The following is a 16620-nucleotide window of genomic DNA, read 5'->3' on the forward strand; positions in this document are numbered from 1 at the left end:
ACGGTTGAAGAAATCATAAACATTATTTACAACCTCCGAGATAAACAAAAAATGATATCTAAAAGAGAGGTATTTTTCAATATGGGACCTGAATATATATCTTCAATTAGAATATCTTCAGGTAAGCTAACTGATGAAATAAATAAGATAAAAGTAAAGGCATTTACTGACCAGATGAATTCCATGTTTAGAAAATTTGAAATAAATACTTGCAAAAGGAAAATTCATTTTATTGGACAGATGTATTTAGAAACAATATATTTTAGATATACCTATGAAAGCAGATCTTCTGTTCCAAGTAATTATAAAGGAGGAGTACCTTTTCAGGGAAGAGGTATGAAGCAAATTACTCATGATTTTAATTACTTAAGTTATTATGATTATGTAAACAAGACTAATTTTACCTCTATTTATGAAAAGTTTTGTAAAAGAGATAAAGAAGGAAGAATAAAAGAAGGAGTGGGTGAATGTATCAATAATAGTAGCAGTGCTAGAGAAAAAGGACTAAACCAAAACTTTTATGAAAACTTAAAGATATTCGCTAAAAGTTTATCTCAAAATCTTTATCATTCTTTCAATTCGGCTGGCTGGTACTCCACAATTCGGCAGCGAAAAACCTTGATTGCAATGGATGAAGGTTTTTCTGATGAAGTTATAAAAAAAGTAACTAAAGCAATTAATGGAGGAGACAACGGATTAGCTGAGAGGATTAATTTTACCAAATGGACAAAAGATTTTTTTAAATACGATACAAAATGCATAAACAAATAATTATACTATTAATATTGATTGTTAATCTTTTATATGCCCAAATTCCCGTTTATAATGAAAATCAAAAAATTGGAAATCTTCACGAACAGGTTACCCAGGATTGTAAAGATTGTTATTATTGGGATTCATATAAGTTATTTGATAAAAAAATTTTAATAAAATTACCCGTTTTTGAAATGGGAAAAGATGAAGAAAATTCAGATAAGACTTATTTTGAAAATGAAATTGACGTTGAAATAAAAAATATAAATTCAAACTTAAAAATTGTAAAATTTAATAGCACATCCAGCGGAAATAGTGACTGGTTATATTTTCAAAGAAAGAAAAATAAAATATTTATCATAAAACAATTATCTTATTTCAACAGCATTCATAAAAAGAAATTGAAGGATGATGATTATAATTCATTTCCTGCAACAGAAGTTTGTACAAAAAATCTGAATATTGAATATAAAAGTAAAATTTCATATTCTGATTTTTTTAATGATAAAAAAAATCTCATTTGTCATCAATGCCCTATTTATATTAAAATTGAAGATTGTTTGAATTCAAAAAATAAAGAATATAAGTGGAAGTAAAGAATCTTAAATGAAAATACAATCAACACTTCTCATTTTATTTTTAGGAATAATTTGTTATAGCCAAAATAAAATTATTGGTTATCTAGATAATGATGCAAATAAAGATTATATAGTATATGATACAAAATCTAATAATAAAATTTATCTATATAAAAATGGGAAATTTAAATTCACTAAAGACATCCCTTCTTTTGATAGCTTTTTCGATGATTACGATGAAGATACAAGCACTTTTTTTATCAATACAAATAATAAGAAAGGCGAAATTATTTTAGGAGCAGAAAGAGGAGCATCATTAAAGGTAAGCACTACTTTATTTTTTAAATACATCTCTTCTGTGAATAGCTGGCTCTTATACAAAGAAGAAAATTCAGAAGTTCAATTTGAAAACCGAATGCCCACAATTACTATCAAATATCATCCATATTCACTAGGAATTGATGGACAAAAGTATCCTGCAAATAAAAAAATGTATTTAGAAGACTCTTTACAAAACAGAAAAATAAGCAACCAAATTTTTAATGACGAATATGAAAAACTGAAATCATCTAAAAATTTGAAAAAATATAATTTCAATTTTTCTCTTGAGGATCTAAACCTTTTATTAAAAAATATACCTCTGACAGAAAATAATGTCAATAAATATAATGACTTTGCATTTTACATAGCCCAAAATGATAAAGAAAACTTTAAAGCCATTTACATTTATAATGAAATTATTAAAAAATTTCCTAAAAGAGTGGTTACCTATCTCAATTTAGCGGATAGCTATTGGCTAATAGACAACAAAGACTTAGCAGAAAAAAATTATAAAAAATATATTGAGTTAATGAAATCTCAAAGTAAGGACCAATCTAAAATTCCTCAAAGAGTTTTCGAGAGAATAAAATAATTAGAGACCAAACATATTTTATGCAGACAATAATAAAATATTACAAATCCCAATATTTCTAAAAAGTGAAAAATGTTATATTTTTAATTCTCATTCAAATTTCGACATTCTGTTTCGCACAGAGTAAATTTGATAAAGCTGATATTAATGATTTTAAAGTCAACAATTTTTCTTTAATATTTTCAAGAGAAAAAATCATTGATTTTGAAAAAGATGCAGGCAAGCTTTCTAATAGCAACGATGTACAATATGAAAAAATACCCTTTTCTCTTACTCGACCTGATAAGATCTTACGTAATGATAGTGCATCTATTTATTTAAAAGGAAAACTTGCTTATGTAAGTTTTGTGGATTTAGAAAAAACAAAATTTTATATTAAATACAAAACAAAAACTTTTTCTTATTCCACAACTATTGAAGCTTTCAGAAAAATATTTCCAATTTCATATAGATCTCCATCAACACTGCCTAGTGTTCCAAAAGAAAATGCCGTTGGATATACTATTTTATTATACAGAGGAAATAAAAAAGCATATCTAAATTTTACTTTTTATTATAATCATTTATCAATGATATCAATCTCTGATAAATACATTAAGATGACAAATTGATTTCTATAATTAAAAAAATGACAAATAATTTTATAATACTATTTATACTGTTAATAACAAACTCATTTACAGCCCAGGCAAAAATTATCCAAGATATAGAGGCAGATGGGATTAAAGATACAATCTCTATTGATGCTGAAAATTTGAAATTAGTTGCGCACCTCTCTACGAAAAAATTTAAAAAAATTTATAGCGGAGAAATAGAATCTTTGGATGGACAAGGAAGAATAAGAGCTACTAAAAATGGATTTGAACTTGATATTGATTGGATGGGAGCCGGATATGCTTATCAGTTTAGATACAATAAATTTGAGAAGAAAATACAACTTATTGGGATGAGTAGATATGAATTTGGTCCTGCAAATAATGACGGAAGCGGTGAATCAAGTGTTAATTTATTAACAGGGAACTACATCGGAAATTGGAATTATTATGACTTAAGAAGAGAAAAACTGATAAAGATTCCTACAATTAAAGCAAAAATGATTTTCCCTAAAACTTTTTTCGAAAATTTCGAGGAAAAAATAGTTTCTGATTATTCTGAAAAATGTGCAAATCTCTTTTTAAACAACAAAGCAAACAGAATAGGCAGATAATAGACGTAATGGAAATTTAACGAAACATTTATAAGGGTAGAAGATCAACAAATCATTATCAATAAAATTATGCCCTACATTTCTCCTTACATTATTCAGCACCATATCTGGAGTGAGGTAGCTATGATGTAAATATTAACTAATTTTATCGTTTTCTACCTCAAAAACCACATCTCAAAACAGCTTCCTTCATCAAGACTCTGATAATTCAGGTAACCTTTGTGGGCTTCCATAATACTTTTTGAAAGCGTTAACCCAATTCCGGAACCGTTATTTCTGGTGGTAAAAAATGGAAGAAAAATTTTATCTTTTATTTCATCTGTTATTCCTGATCCATTGTCAGAAATGCTTAAAACGACGCGGTTATTTTTTTGTTTAATGCTGATTGTAATGATTTTTTCCTCTTTTTCATTCACTGCAAAAATAGCATTCAGAAAAAGATTGATGACACAACGTTCAATCATTTTCTGATCTGCTGAAATAAATTGTTCATCTAAATCAGTAATAACCTTAATTTTATTCTTTTCAAATTCCTGCCTAAGAAAAGCGATTGCATTTTCTGTTATTCTTTTCAGGGAAACGTTTGCCAGTGAAGGTTTTGGAAGTTCGGCAACCTGCCGGTAATTATTAACGAAATTCAGTAGTTGTTTGGATTTCGAATTGATAATCGCCAGGCTCTCCTTCATTTCCTGTTGATCGTCTTTATCTACGACCTCCTGATTGCTGATATATTCTAAATTCTGAATCAGGCTGTTTACCGGAGTTAAGGTATTTAATAATTCATGGGAAATCACTTTCATTAGGTTATTCCACGCCAGTTTTTCTTTTTGTTCAATAATTTTCTGAACAGATTCTAAACTAATAATATAAAAGCTGTGCTGAACATTTTTAACTTGTTTTGTCCTCAAAGAGAAAGATTGTTTGGTGTTCTGACGAATTGAAATATCAAAAAAATCCTGTAAACTTTCATAATTTGTTTCTTTTATCAATTGATAAAACTCAGGGATTTTATTTTCATATAAATTCCACGAATTATATTTTGGAATCTGCAAAATTTCAAGAAAAGTAGGATTTACATAAAAAACATTCCATCCCGTATCTTTTTCAGACAAAATCATTAATCCAATTTCCAGTTGGTCTAAAATACTTTCATAAAGAAGCTTATAAGATGACAACGATAGATGCTCATTTTTACTTTGATAATACAACTTTACGCTGCTGTTCGTTAATTCTGTACCGTCTTCTTTAGGAAATAATGAAAAATCTTTTCTGAGAATTGATAAAATAATTTTCTCTGTTTTTGAAATTTGACTTAAAAATGCTGAATTAGCTAGAAATAAAAATACAGCAATCATCAAAGTGAAAAGAATCACGTTAATCCATTTTCCTTCAATAAAAAAGTGATAGCAAAACATTCCGCTTATAATGGAAAGTAAAATGTAAATCAACCAGATATAATTATTTTTATTCATTCAATTTCAAAATTTTATTTGAATTATAGACCGAATTTTTCCATTCTTCTGTACAGCGCAGCTCTCGAAAGCCCCAAATCTTCAGCGGCTGACGAAATATTTCCTCGGTGCTTTTTTAAAGCTTTTTTTATTAAAACTTCTTCCATTTCCTCAATATTCAGGTTAATAATGGTGTTTTCTTGTTCTTCATGCTGAGGCATCAACAACTGAAGATCAGTTGAGTTGGATAAAATTACACTTCTTTCTAGACAATGATCCAATTCACGAATATTTCCCGGCCAAGGATAATTTTTAAGCTTAGTTAATAAATTTTCGTCTAATTCTAAATTTGGTTTATGATATTTTTGTTTGTATCGGTTCAAAAAATATTGTGACAAAAGATCAATATCTTCTGTTCTCTCTCTCAAAGCCGGAATCTGAATTTCAACGGTATTGATTCTGTAATACAAATCCTGACGAAAACGGTTGTCTCCAACGGCTTTTTTAAGGTTTTCATTAGTAGCAAAAATAAAGCGGACATCCAGTTGCCTTTCTTTTGTTTCACCAATTCTTGAAAGTTTTTTATTCTGAATTAAACTTAAAAGTTTGGTCTGAAGCTGCAACGGAAGATTTCCTATTTCATCTAAAAAAACGGTTCCGTTTTGGGCATTTTCAATCTTTCCGGCATAATCCTGATGCGCATCTGTAAAGGCTCCTTTTTTATAACCGAATAGCTCGGCTTCAAAAAGATTTTCTGAAATACTACCTAAATCAATATGAACAAAGGGCTCACTTTTTCTGTCTGATTGTTCATGAATTGATTCTGCCAATACATATTTTCCGGTTCCGTTTTCGCCTAAAAGTAAAACATTTGCATCGGTAGGCGCTACTTTTTCAATTTGGTCTAAAATATCCCGCATTTTTACGGAGTGAGTGTCTAACTGATATTGATTACTTTTTTGATTGATATTTTCCCACTGGCTTAGTTTTTTATTTTTTCGGGAAATATCAACAGCTAAATTTACCGAAGCGTATAATTTTTCGTTATTCCAGGGTTTTAAGATAAAATCTGAAGCTCCGTTTTTTAAGGCTTCCACCGCAAGCTCAACTTCGCCATAAGCGGTCATTAAGATGATAGGAAGCTGGGGTTCAAGGGTTTTTATTTCGTTCATCCAATACAATCCGTCTTGTCCGTTTTCAAATCCTTTTCGGAAATTCATGTCTAAAACCACTGCATCAATCTGATTTTCAGTTAAAAATTTCAAAATTTTCGTGGGCTGACTGAGACAGCTTACCTGTGAAAAGAATTTTTTTAGCCAAACTCTTGCTGAAAATAAAATATCTTCATCATCGTCGACTATTAAAATATGAGCTTCTTTTTTACGCATTATTTGTTTTTTATTTAATTAAATCAAAACTCTTTTTCAGTTTAAGTTAAAAGTGTCCGTTTTCGCACAAAAAGTGTTCGGAAATGAACAGTTTCTAAAGTTAATCAAAAAGCCTTGTTTCAGATTTTCAATGAATTACAAAATTATAATTCTTTGGTATTTGTATTGTGTAATTAATTGTAAGCAAACGAGTTATCTTTAATATGGATACGAAAATAGTAAAAAAGAAATCTAAATTAAAATTTGTTTTAGGAGGAGTAGTGGTTGTGGCAGGATTATCTGTCTTCAGTATTTACTTTATGGAACAAAAAAAAACGTATAATGTTTCAGCGGAAGATATTCAGACTGATGAAGTTACACGAGGGAAATTTGAAGATATGCTGATGGTGACAGCGCAAACGCAATCATTAAATTCTTCGTTGGTAAATGTACTGGAAGGTGGCGCCATTAAAGCAATTTTTGCGGAAGACGGACAAATTTTGACGAAAGGGCAACCTATTGCGCAGGTTTATAATCCGAATACGGAATTTAATTATCTAAATCAGGAAACGGGAATTATGCAGCAGATCAGCCAGATGAGAAGCTCTCTTTTGGAACTGAAAAATCAGGAATTTGCCCAGGATAAAGAATTATTACAGGCTCAGAATGATTATAATACAGCCTTGCAAAGCTTCAATTTGCAAAAACGTCTTTACGATGCCGAAATCGGTAAAAAGACAGATTATGATATAAGTTTGCAAAATCTTAATTATCAAAAACAGAGAAAATCCATCGTTGAAAATGGTGCTTCTAATGAAAAAAAATCCAGAGCTTCTCAGATCTCCGCGGTAAATTCGTCAATTGCTCAAATGGAAAAAAGTATGCAGATTTTGCGTTCCAATAAAAATAATTTCCTGATTATGTCACCTGCTTCGGGAAGGCTTTCTTCTTTTACTGTCTCGATTGGAGAAAATCTTACGACGGGGCAAAGTATTGGAAAAATTGATTTGATGGATGGATATAAGCTGGTTGCAAAAGTAGATGAATATTATATTAATAAACTTCAAACGGGAATTAAAGGCAGTTTGGAAAACAATGGAAAGCAATATGAAGTGATTATTACTAAAATTCTTCCTGAAGTAAAAGACGGACAGTTTTCTGTAGAATTGAATTTCACGGATGCCAAAGCGGAAAACTTAAAAATAGGGATGACTTTTGGCGTAAAACTGAAACTATCTGCCGATACTCAAAGTCTAATGGTTTCTAAAGGTAATTTTTATAAAGATACTGGCGGAAAGTGGATATTTGTAGTAAAAGGGAATAAGGCTGAAAAAAGAACGGTTGCGCTGGGAAGGGAAAATCCGTTATCTTACGAAGTCGTTTCGGGGTTGAAAGCAGGAGAAACCGTGATTACTTCAGATTATTCTGAACTCAAGAAATACGAAATCCTGGAAATTAAAAAATAAACTGAAACTATAAAAACTAAGATTAAATGATGAAATATAAAAGTATATTAATACTTATTCTGTATCTGATGGCTGCTGATCTCAAATCTCAGTCAGTAAAAGTAGATGTAGAATTCAGTCCCAATATTGCGACCTATTCTATTGTGGAATACTTGGTAGCTAAGGAGCAAGGACGACTTTTTTATATCGATGGAAAGACGGATATAAGTTATCTTCCATTGGCCGATTTGGCGAATAAAGAAATGGAAAAATATGATAATTCCAAGATGATAAAAGATATGCAGGATTATCTGAAAGTGGCTGGTCAACAGCAGGATCTTTCGTATCAGGTATTATTAAAACACAATATTTTTCCAGCAAAAGGCTATGCGTATGCCATTGAAGAAAAAGATCCTGCTAAAAGGGCTGCCGTCGAAAAGTTTGCGGAACAGTTAAGGCTTTTTTATATTGAAAGAAATTTAGAGAAATTCTTTAAAGATCAAGGTGAATTTTTAGAAGGCGCAAAAAAAGAAGTCCGAAATAATATTCCCGATTCGTATATGTCAAAAATGGAAAAATATTATGGTGAAAAGTTTCTCGCTTATAAATTTTATATCAATCCGTTTGATGTATTGCCTTACAGCGAAGTCTTCTGGCATGGGAACGGCCCGATGTTTAAATCTGAACAAGGACAAATTGCCAACATGATCAGCAGTGCCTATGTTCCGTTAAAAAAAGAAAATAATATCAAAGACTATAAAGAATTTGGATTTAATCATCCCGAAACTATCAATTTTCTTATTACTCACGAATTTGGACATTCATTTGTGAATCAGCATTTAGGTCAATATGAAAATAAAATAAATCAAACTAACAATCTGATGTCTGAAGCATTGATCGATAAGATGGATGGACAGGGATATTCTTATTGGCCGTCTTGTGTTGCCGAGCATATTGTAAGAACGGGCGAGATTCGAATTGCTCTTGCTGACGGCAATCACAAGTTAGCGGAAAATTTAAGAAAGCAACATATTAAAGATAATCATTTTGTTCTTATTCCTGAGTTTGAAAAGAAAATGACGGAGTATGAAAACAACCGAAAAAAATATAAAACCATTAAAGATTTTGTTCCTGAGTTACTCACTGTTTTAGATGAAACCAATGTAGAAAAAGTAAGAATGAAACTGAATTTACCTATTGAAAAATATGAAATTACTGTAAAACTTACGGTGCCTGAAAACAGTGGCGATGTTTATATTACGGGAAATCAGTCAGCTATTGGAAGTTGGAATCCACAGAAAATAAAACTGAATAAAATCAGTGAAACAACAAGACAAATTACTTTCACAACATATCCTGATCTGAGATTCAAATTTACGAAAGGAAGCTGGCAAACCGAAGGGATTATTGACGGTATTGAAGAAGGTAAAGACGTTTCTTTGTCCCTAGATCAAAACAAAACTTTGAATTACACCATTAAAAACTGGAAATAATAATTAATCAACAAACTAAAAAATATACCATCATGATAAATATTCAAAACCTATCAAAAATCTATAAAACGGAAGACGTACAAACCAATGCTTTAAATAATGTGAGCCTTCATATCAAAGAAGGGGAATTTGTAGCGATTATGGGGCCTTCAGGATGTGGAAAATCTACTTTTCTTAATATTTTGGGACTGCTGGATGATGCTTCCACAGGCTCTTACAAATTTGCTGATGTAGAAACATTGAATGTTGGCGAAAAGAAAAAATCAATCATCAGAAAGCAAAATATAGGCTTTATATTTCAGAATTTCAACCTGATAGATGAATTAACGGTATATGAAAATATAGAATTACCATTGATCTACAACGGTATTTCTTCTTCTGAAAGAAAAAAACGAGTGGAAGAGATCATGGAGCAAATTAACATTAGCCATCGTGCAAAACATTATCCGCAACAACTTTCGGGCGGTCAGCAACAGAGAGCGGCAGTGGCAAGAGCTTTGGTCACGAAACCTAAATTAATTCTGGCGGATGAACCAACCGGAAATCTGGACAGTTCCAACGGAAATGAAGTAATGAATCTTTTGGCAGAGCTTCACAGAGAAGGTTCTACGATTGTGATGGTAACGCACTCGTCTTACGATGCGGGTTTTGCTTCCAGAATTGTGAACATGAAAGATGGTGAAATTTTCAATGAAGAGCATGCCACGCAAAGAAGAGATGTTTTTGAAAAAGCTGAAGCTCAGGCGTTTCAAAACTAGAAGAATTCATTAACTAAATTATAGTAAACTAATAACCATGAAAACTCATCTTTTTAAAATTTGACCTAAAAACAGGTTGAAGGTGAGTTTCATACCTTATACTATTAGAATTATGTTGAATAACTGGCTTAAAATAGCTTTTATAAATTATAAAAAGAACTGGCTTTCCACGATTATTAATTTGTTTGGTCTTACCGTTGGTCTTACGGGATTTATGCTGATCCTGATGCATTGGAATGACGAAGAATCTTACGAAAGCTGGAATCCTAAAAAGGATGATATTTATTTTTTTCAGACTCAAGATACCAAAGAAAAGTCTTATGGATCATCTATTTCTTACCCTTTGGCCGTTAATGCTAAGGAAAGAATTCCCGAAATAGAAGATTTTGCTTTGTTGACCAATACCGGGATCTCTTTCAAAATGACGACAAAAGTAAAATCAGCCTTTCAGAAAAACGGCTTTTATGTAACAGATCATTTTTTTGAGTTGTTTCCTTTCAAATTAGTTTCAGGAAGTTATAAAAATGCACTGAAAAACGAGTCTGATCTTGCGATATCTACCGATGCTGCTAAAAATCTTTTCGGAAGAACCAATGTTGCGGGTGAGTCTGTGAAATTTGATAATAAAAATTTTGTCATAACGGCTGTATACGAATTACCTGAAGGAAATAGTGATATTAAACCCGATTTTGTCATTCAACCTGTATCGCAGATTAAAAATGATAAAGAGCAATGGGGAAATTTCAATTACGCCTGTTTTTTTAAGCTTAAAAAAGGAGCCGATCCGGATGCTTTCCCGCGAAAATTCTTTGATATTCTGATGATGAGAGCCAATAGAGATGCTAAAAATGCAGGACTGACTCCTCAGGAATTTATCGATGCGTATGGCCCCCAAAGTTCTCTATTAACGCCCCTTGATGAAATGAAATTACATGCAAAATCGACTTGGTTTGGCGGTCCGGATCTTAAAACAATAGTCATATTATTTTCTCTTTCTGTGCTGATTGTAGTTTTATCTGCCATTAATTTCATCAACCTGAAAACCGCGCAGGCTTCTCAGAGAGCTAAAGAAATAGGCGTAAGAAAAGCAATCGGAGGGACAAGATTTTGGTTGATTATGCAGTTTCTTTTAGAGACATTCATGATTTGTTTGTTGTCGTATTTTCTTGCCTTGGCTTTAACCGAAATTTTATTACCAAGCTTCAATAAGTTTTTCAATAAAGAAATGAAACTGAATGACTGGCATATTTTCGCCTACTCGTTCGGAATGGTTACTTTGGTAACGGTAATTTCAGGGTTAATTCCCGCGATTTATTTATCAAATTTTAAAGCTATTGAAACATTGAAGGGAAATTTTTCAAGAAGCAGACACGGAATTTGGTTGAGAAACGGGATTTTGACTTTGCAACTTATTATTTCATCCTTTTTCATCATTGGTGGACTGATCATTAATTATCAGGTGGAATATATGATGAATAAAGATCTTGGTTTTAATGGAAATCAGATTTTCCAAATCACTTTTAATGATCCGGGAAAAAAACCTTGGATGAAATATGAACGATTAAAAACGGAAATATCAAAAATAAAAGGAGTGGAAAGTGTGAGTTATGGAGAAGCTTACCCGGGAACCAATAATTTCAGCAGTTCTAATTTTGATTATATGAAGCAAAGCCTAAACGCACAACATGGGACGATGGATTATGATTATCTTCAGTTTATTGGAGTTAAGTTGCTTAAAGGTCGATGGTTGGATCGGAATTTAGCCTCCGATACCATCAATACCCTGTTGGTAAACGAAGCGTTAGTGAGAAAATTTGGCTGGAAAGATGAAGAAGCTCTAGGACGGGAAGTAAGACCCGGATTTGATATTAAACCTTATAAAATAATTGGGGTTGTAAAAGATTTCAATATCAGAAGCTTAAAAAATGAAGTAGAGCCTATCATGTTTTTCCATTATAAAGAAACACAATGGAAACGATACACAATGAACAATATTCAGATAAAATTAAAGGCTGATGATATCAACGCAACGGTAAAAAGGCTTAAAAATTATTGGATGAAAGATGTAGAGCCGGGCTATCCTTTCGAGTCTGCTTTTATGGACAAAAATTTTGCAAAAACCTTTGAAACCTATCAAAAGCAAAAAACATTGTTCACGATTCTAAATGCTATGGTTTTAATGGTGGCTTTATTGGGATTATTTGCACTGTCTTCTTTAATGATCGAACAGAAACTGAAAGATGTGGCGATCCGAAAAACACTGGGAGCTTCAGACGGAATATTAATTTTAGGCTTAACAAAACAATTCCTTTGGGTTACGTTAGTTGCCGTTCTCATAAGCATTCCTATCAGTTATTATTTAATGAACGAATGGCTGAAAGATTTCGCATATAGAATTGATATGCCTGTTTGGCCATTCATTGCAAGCTTACTTATTTTACTTGTCTTGACATTCGCTGTGGTGAGCATTAAAGCTTATCAAGCGACAAAAGTAAACCTGATAAAATATCTGAAGTACGAGTAATGAATTGATGGTTGATGGTTTTTAGTTGATAGAGATATTGACTAAAAACCATCAACCAAAAACTATCAACCAACAACCAAAACCTATGTTAAAAAACTGGCTCAAAATAGCATTTATCAATTATACAAAAAACTGGCTTTCAACCATCATCAATGTATTGGGATTGAGTGTGGGCTTATGTATTTTTCTGTTGGTGTTTATCCATTGGATAGATGAACGGTCTTATGAAAGCAGGAATACGAATAAAGACCATATTTATCTTGTTGAAAATAAAAATTCTTTCGGATTTATTTCTACTTCCAGTTATCCTGCGTTGTCGGTTTCAAAGGAAAAATTTAGTGAAATTGAAGATTTTGCGATTGCTAATTCCTGGGATTTTTTTAAGACGCGTCTTATTGCGGGAGATCGCTCGGTATATACAAGTGCCACTTGGGCTACAGAATCTTATTTCGATTTTTTTCCCATGGAAAGGATTGCCGGAAATCTAAAAAATGCCATCAGCGATGACGGAAAAATTGCTATTTCAGAAGAAACGGCAAAAGCACTTTTTGGTGATGAATATAAAGAATGTATCGGGAAAATTATTAAAGCCGACGGGCAAAACAATAAAGATTATGTAGTTTCTGCGGTTTATAAGTTTCCTTCCTCCCATACCGTATTCACTCCGGGGTTTGTTCTTCGAAATAAAGATATAGACCGAAATGATCTTCAGTGGACGAATTACAGCTACATTGGTTATTTTAAAATAAAACCCGGAACTGATGTTAGAAATCTGGAGAAAAAACTTTCTGAGCAACTTAATGAGCATGAAAAAATTGCCATGCTGAAATGGTCGGGAAAATATGACGAAAAGGATAAAACAGAGGTTTTCCTCACGCCGATTAGTACCATGAAACTTGATGCGAAAGGGTTGGGAATCAATAAAGGAGATAAAAGATCAATTATGGTTCTGTTAGGATTGTCGGGATTGATTTTATTACTTTCAGGTATCAATTTAATTAATCTGAAAACGGCACAGGCTTCTCAAAGAGCAAAAGAAGTCGGAATAAGAAAGGCAACCGGAAGTACAAGAGGGCAAATTATCACGCAGTTTCTACTGGAAAATCTGATGATCTGTTTGGCATCATTTATCATCGCTTTTGCATTGATAGAGATACTTTTGCCGTCTTACAATAAATTTTTGAATAAAGAAATGCTGCTCAATGATCCCCAAATTTTTATCTATTCAGGAATTTTATTGATTGTTTTTGCCTTTATTTCAGGCATTATTCCTGCGCTGTATCTTTCTAATTTTAAGCCAATTCATACCCTAAAAGGAAATTTTGCAAGAAGTAAACATGGAATTTGGTTGCGAAATTCAATTTTAACCTTACAGCTGGCGGTTTCTTCATTCTTTATCATCTGCTCTCTGATTATTTATTTTCAGGTGAATTATATGCTGAATAAAGACCTTGGTTTTAAAGGCGATCAGGTTATTCAGATTGATTTTAAAAAGACCGATTGGCAAGACGATTATACGTATAAAAAATACCTTAGACTAAAAACTGAAATTTCTAAGATTCACGGTGTAGAAGCTGTTACCGGATCCATCAACACCATGGCAAATGGTATTGCGAATGCTTCATCGGTAAAAAATGCTTTAGACACAACAAAAGCAGTAAATGGCGTCGCGCTGGGAGGAATAGACTATAATTATTTTGAATTTTACAAAATGAAATTTGCTTCGGGAAGAGATTTGGATATGCGAAAAGCTTCCGATACGATGTTTGGGGCGGTGGCTAACGAATCATTCATTAAAAAAATGGGCTGGAATAAAAATAATGCGCTCGGTAAAGAAGTGTATCCTGGTTGGGATTCTCATAAAAAATATAAAATTTTAGGCGTTCTTAAAGATTTTAATATGAATGGTGTAGACGCTCCTGTAGAACCTATTCTGTTTTTTAATTATGATAGAAGCTGGGCGAAAAACAATATGCAGAATGTTCAGATAAAGCTTTCGAAAGAAGATATTAATGGAACGATTGAAAAGATTAAAGAATTCTGGACACTAAAAGCTGAACCAGGCTATCCTTTCGACTATGAATTTGTAGATAAAAGATTTGCAAAAACTTTCGAAAAATTCCAAAAACAACGAACATTATTCACTATTCTGAATTCTATTGTTTTGATAGTTGCTTTACTCGGACTTTTTGCTTTATCGTCACTTCTTATCGATCAGAAATTAAAAGATGTTGCCATTAAAAAAGCCTTGGGAGCCGATGAAAAGATGATCATTTGGGATTTAACAAAAAAGTTTTTATTGATCTGCATCCTGGCGGTTTTTATCAGCTTTCCGTTTGGATATTATGCCATGAACGAATGGCTGAAAGATTTCGCTTACCGAATAGAAATGCCGTGGTGGCCGTATCTTTTGAGTCTTGTTTTGTTGCTGATATTAACTTTTTCTGTAGTTAGCATTAAAGCCTTTAAAGCTACCAAAGTAAACCTTAAGAAATATTTAAAATACGAATAAAATGATCTTTTTCATGATTCATTTATTTCTAATTATCATTCAATTCTACTTTTTAAAATGAAAAGTTTTATTAAAATACATAAACATTAAGAATTTAAGATTTTCATTTTTTTTAAACTTAAAGAACTTAATAAAGATCAATTTATTGATCTCTTAATTTTTAGCAGTGTAAAATTTCTAAAATCCTTAATGTTTAAAAAAGAGAATAAACGAAGTTTATTCAGTTTAAGAAATTTAAGTTTTATTATTTCCTTTATAATAATCATTCAATCCTATTTTTTACAATGAAAAATTTTATTTTCCTATTCATAATAGGCATTTTTCCGGCCCAGCAATCCTGGAATTTGCAGCAATGTCTGGATTATGCTTCTGCAAATCATCCCTTAATTAAGCAGGCAACGGTGAATATTAAAAAGAACGACCGCCAGATCTCAGCTTCAAAAGGGATGTTATTGCCTTCTGTGGATGCAGCGGTAAATCATAGTTATAGCTTCGGGTCATCGATCAATCAGTCTAATAATCAGAGGGAAGCATTGAATACGCAATATGATCAGTTTATTGCACAGGCTAATTTGGAGCTTTTTAATTGGCGAAATTATCTCAACATTTCTTTATCAAAACTGAATAAAGAAACAAGCACATTCAGGCTGAAACAAGCGCAAAATGAAGTAAAACTAAATGTAGTTCAAACTTTTTTCATCTATCAAAACAGTAAAAGCTGGTTGGACGTTCTTCAAACCCAAATTTCGGGAATGGAAGAACAGATCAAACGAACCGAAAAAGAAGTAGAAATCGGAAGCCGTTCAAAAAGTGATATTTACGATATTAAAGCCAATTTGGGAACTTTACAGGAACAATGGGTTTCTGCTAAAAATCAGCGGGATATTGCTAAAATTAATTTATTGAATGCGTTGGCGATTACCCAAGATTCTATAGATTTTGTAGCGGATACTGAAGAAAATCTTGCGGTAATAAATTTTGAAGATCCCGATTTTACAAAGAATTTATTAGAGAAAAATCCGGCATATAAAACGGTTATCGCGGAGATTAATGCTCAGAAAAAATCTGTAAATATCTCCAGAGCAGCTTATTTACCTACTCTGAACGCGAGTTACAGCTGGTCTACTTTTTACAACAGGGTTTTAGGGAAAGATGAGGTAATAACGACCCGTTTTTCCGATCAGTTTACACAAAACAAAAATCAGTCGTTGTTTTTTGGATTGAATATTCCTGTCTTCAATAAATTTCAGGTGAAAAACAATGTGGAAATTGCCAAGCTGAATGTCATCAATTCAAATTATGATAAAGAATTGGTGATTAATAATTTAACGCAAAGCATTAATTCCATTAAAGCTCAATTTCTGAATGCTCAGGAAAAATATCATTTGCTGGAAGCTAATTTTGAAAATCAGAAGCTGTCTTTCCAGAAATCTGAAGAAAAATATAAAGAAGGATTAATGGATGCCTATACTTTTTTTGTGGTAAGAAACAATTGGCTTCAAGCGAATTATAATCTCATCAACAGCAAAAATGACGTTATTCAGCAGACAGAATTGTTAAAAGTATTAGAATCTGAATTAAACTAAGATAAAAAAACTAAGAGCTTGTTGAAAAAATAT

The 16620-nt window shown here is 32.0% G+C and carries 13 protein-coding genes; 11 read left to right on the forward strand and 2 right to left on the reverse strand.

The features are described 5' to 3' along the window. The 5 genes from OXQ85_RS17500 to OXQ85_RS17520 form a co-directional block, all read left to right on the forward strand. Positions 1–771, forward strand: a 771-nt coding sequence (locus OXQ85_RS17500; RefSeq protein ID WP_267406153.1) for a hypothetical protein, incomplete at its 5' end; no start/stop codon positions are given. Next, on the forward strand, positions 756–1349 hold the full coding sequence (locus tag OXQ85_RS17505; RefSeq protein WP_267406154.1) for a hypothetical protein: 594 nt from the start codon (positions 756–758) through the stop codon (positions 1347–1349). The genes OXQ85_RS17500 and OXQ85_RS17505, both read left to right, overlap by 16 nt. Before the next feature lie 10 nt (positions 1350–1359). Next, a complete protein-coding gene (locus tag OXQ85_RS17510) occupies positions 1360–2244 on the forward strand; it encodes a hypothetical protein (protein WP_267406155.1) in 885 nt (294 codons plus the stop codon). Between the two features lie 65 nt (positions 2245–2309). Beyond that, complete coding sequence (locus OXQ85_RS17515; protein ID WP_267406157.1) at positions 2310–2855, forward strand: hypothetical protein; 546 nt, start codon at positions 2310–2312, stop codon at positions 2853–2855. Between the two features lie 17 nt (positions 2856–2872). Next, positions 2873–3451: a hypothetical protein gene (locus OXQ85_RS17520; RefSeq protein ID WP_267406158.1), complete on the forward strand. Its 579-nt coding sequence runs from the start codon at positions 2873–2875 to the stop codon at positions 3449–3451. Positions 3452–3606: 155 nt separating this feature from the next. Here the strand turns inward: OXQ85_RS17520 and OXQ85_RS17525 are convergent, their stop codons facing one another. Both OXQ85_RS17525 and OXQ85_RS17530 read right to left on the reverse strand, forming a co-directional pair. Next, on the reverse strand, positions 3607–4923 hold the full coding sequence (locus tag OXQ85_RS17525; protein ID WP_267406159.1) for an ATP-binding protein: 1317 nt from the start codon (positions 4921–4923) through the stop codon (positions 3607–3609). A gap of 23 nt (positions 4924–4946) precedes the next feature. Further along, a complete protein-coding gene (locus OXQ85_RS17530) occupies positions 4947–6290 on the reverse strand; it encodes a sigma-54 dependent transcriptional regulator (protein ID WP_267406161.1) in 1344 nt (447 codons plus the stop codon). Between the two features lie 203 nt (positions 6291–6493). On the opposite strand from OXQ85_RS17530, the gene OXQ85_RS17535 reads away from it, so the two are divergent. From OXQ85_RS17535 to OXQ85_RS17560, 6 genes are all read left to right on the forward strand, one after another. After that, positions 6494–7735, forward strand: a complete 1242-nt coding sequence (locus tag OXQ85_RS17535) for an efflux RND transporter periplasmic adaptor subunit (protein ID WP_267406163.1) — start codon at positions 6494–6496, stop codon at positions 7733–7735. A 26-nt stretch (positions 7736–7761) separates the two neighbouring features. After that, the gene (locus tag OXQ85_RS17540) at positions 7762–9207 is read left to right on the forward strand and encodes a DUF4932 domain-containing protein (RefSeq protein WP_267406164.1); all 1446 of its coding nucleotides are present in this window, start codon (positions 7762–7764) and stop codon (positions 9205–9207) included. A gap of 32 nt (positions 9208–9239) precedes the next feature. Beyond that, on the forward strand, positions 9240–9965 hold the full coding sequence (locus OXQ85_RS17545; RefSeq protein ID WP_267406165.1) for an ABC transporter ATP-binding protein: 726 nt from the start codon (positions 9240–9242) through the stop codon (positions 9963–9965). A gap of 112 nt (positions 9966–10077) precedes the next feature. Further along, complete coding sequence (locus OXQ85_RS17550; RefSeq protein ID WP_267406166.1) at positions 10078–12489, forward strand: ABC transporter permease; 2412 nt, start codon at positions 10078–10080, stop codon at positions 12487–12489. Between the two features lie 85 nt (positions 12490–12574). Then, entirely contained in the window at positions 12575–15001 is a 2427-nt protein-coding gene (locus tag OXQ85_RS17555) for an FtsX-like permease family protein (RefSeq protein WP_267406167.1), read from the forward strand. 284 nt (positions 15002–15285) lie between these two features. Next, positions 15286–16587 carry a TolC family protein gene (locus OXQ85_RS17560; RefSeq protein ID WP_267406169.1) on the forward strand — a complete coding sequence of 434 codons (1302 nt, stop codon included), beginning with the start codon at positions 15286–15288 and terminating at the stop codon, positions 16585–16587. The last annotated feature ends 33 nt before the right edge of the window (positions 16588–16620 follow it).

Source organism: Chryseobacterium sp. GM_Chr_2 (assembly GCF_026540445.1).
Classification (GTDB): Bacteria; Bacteroidota; Bacteroidia; order Flavobacteriales; family Weeksellaceae; genus Chryseobacterium.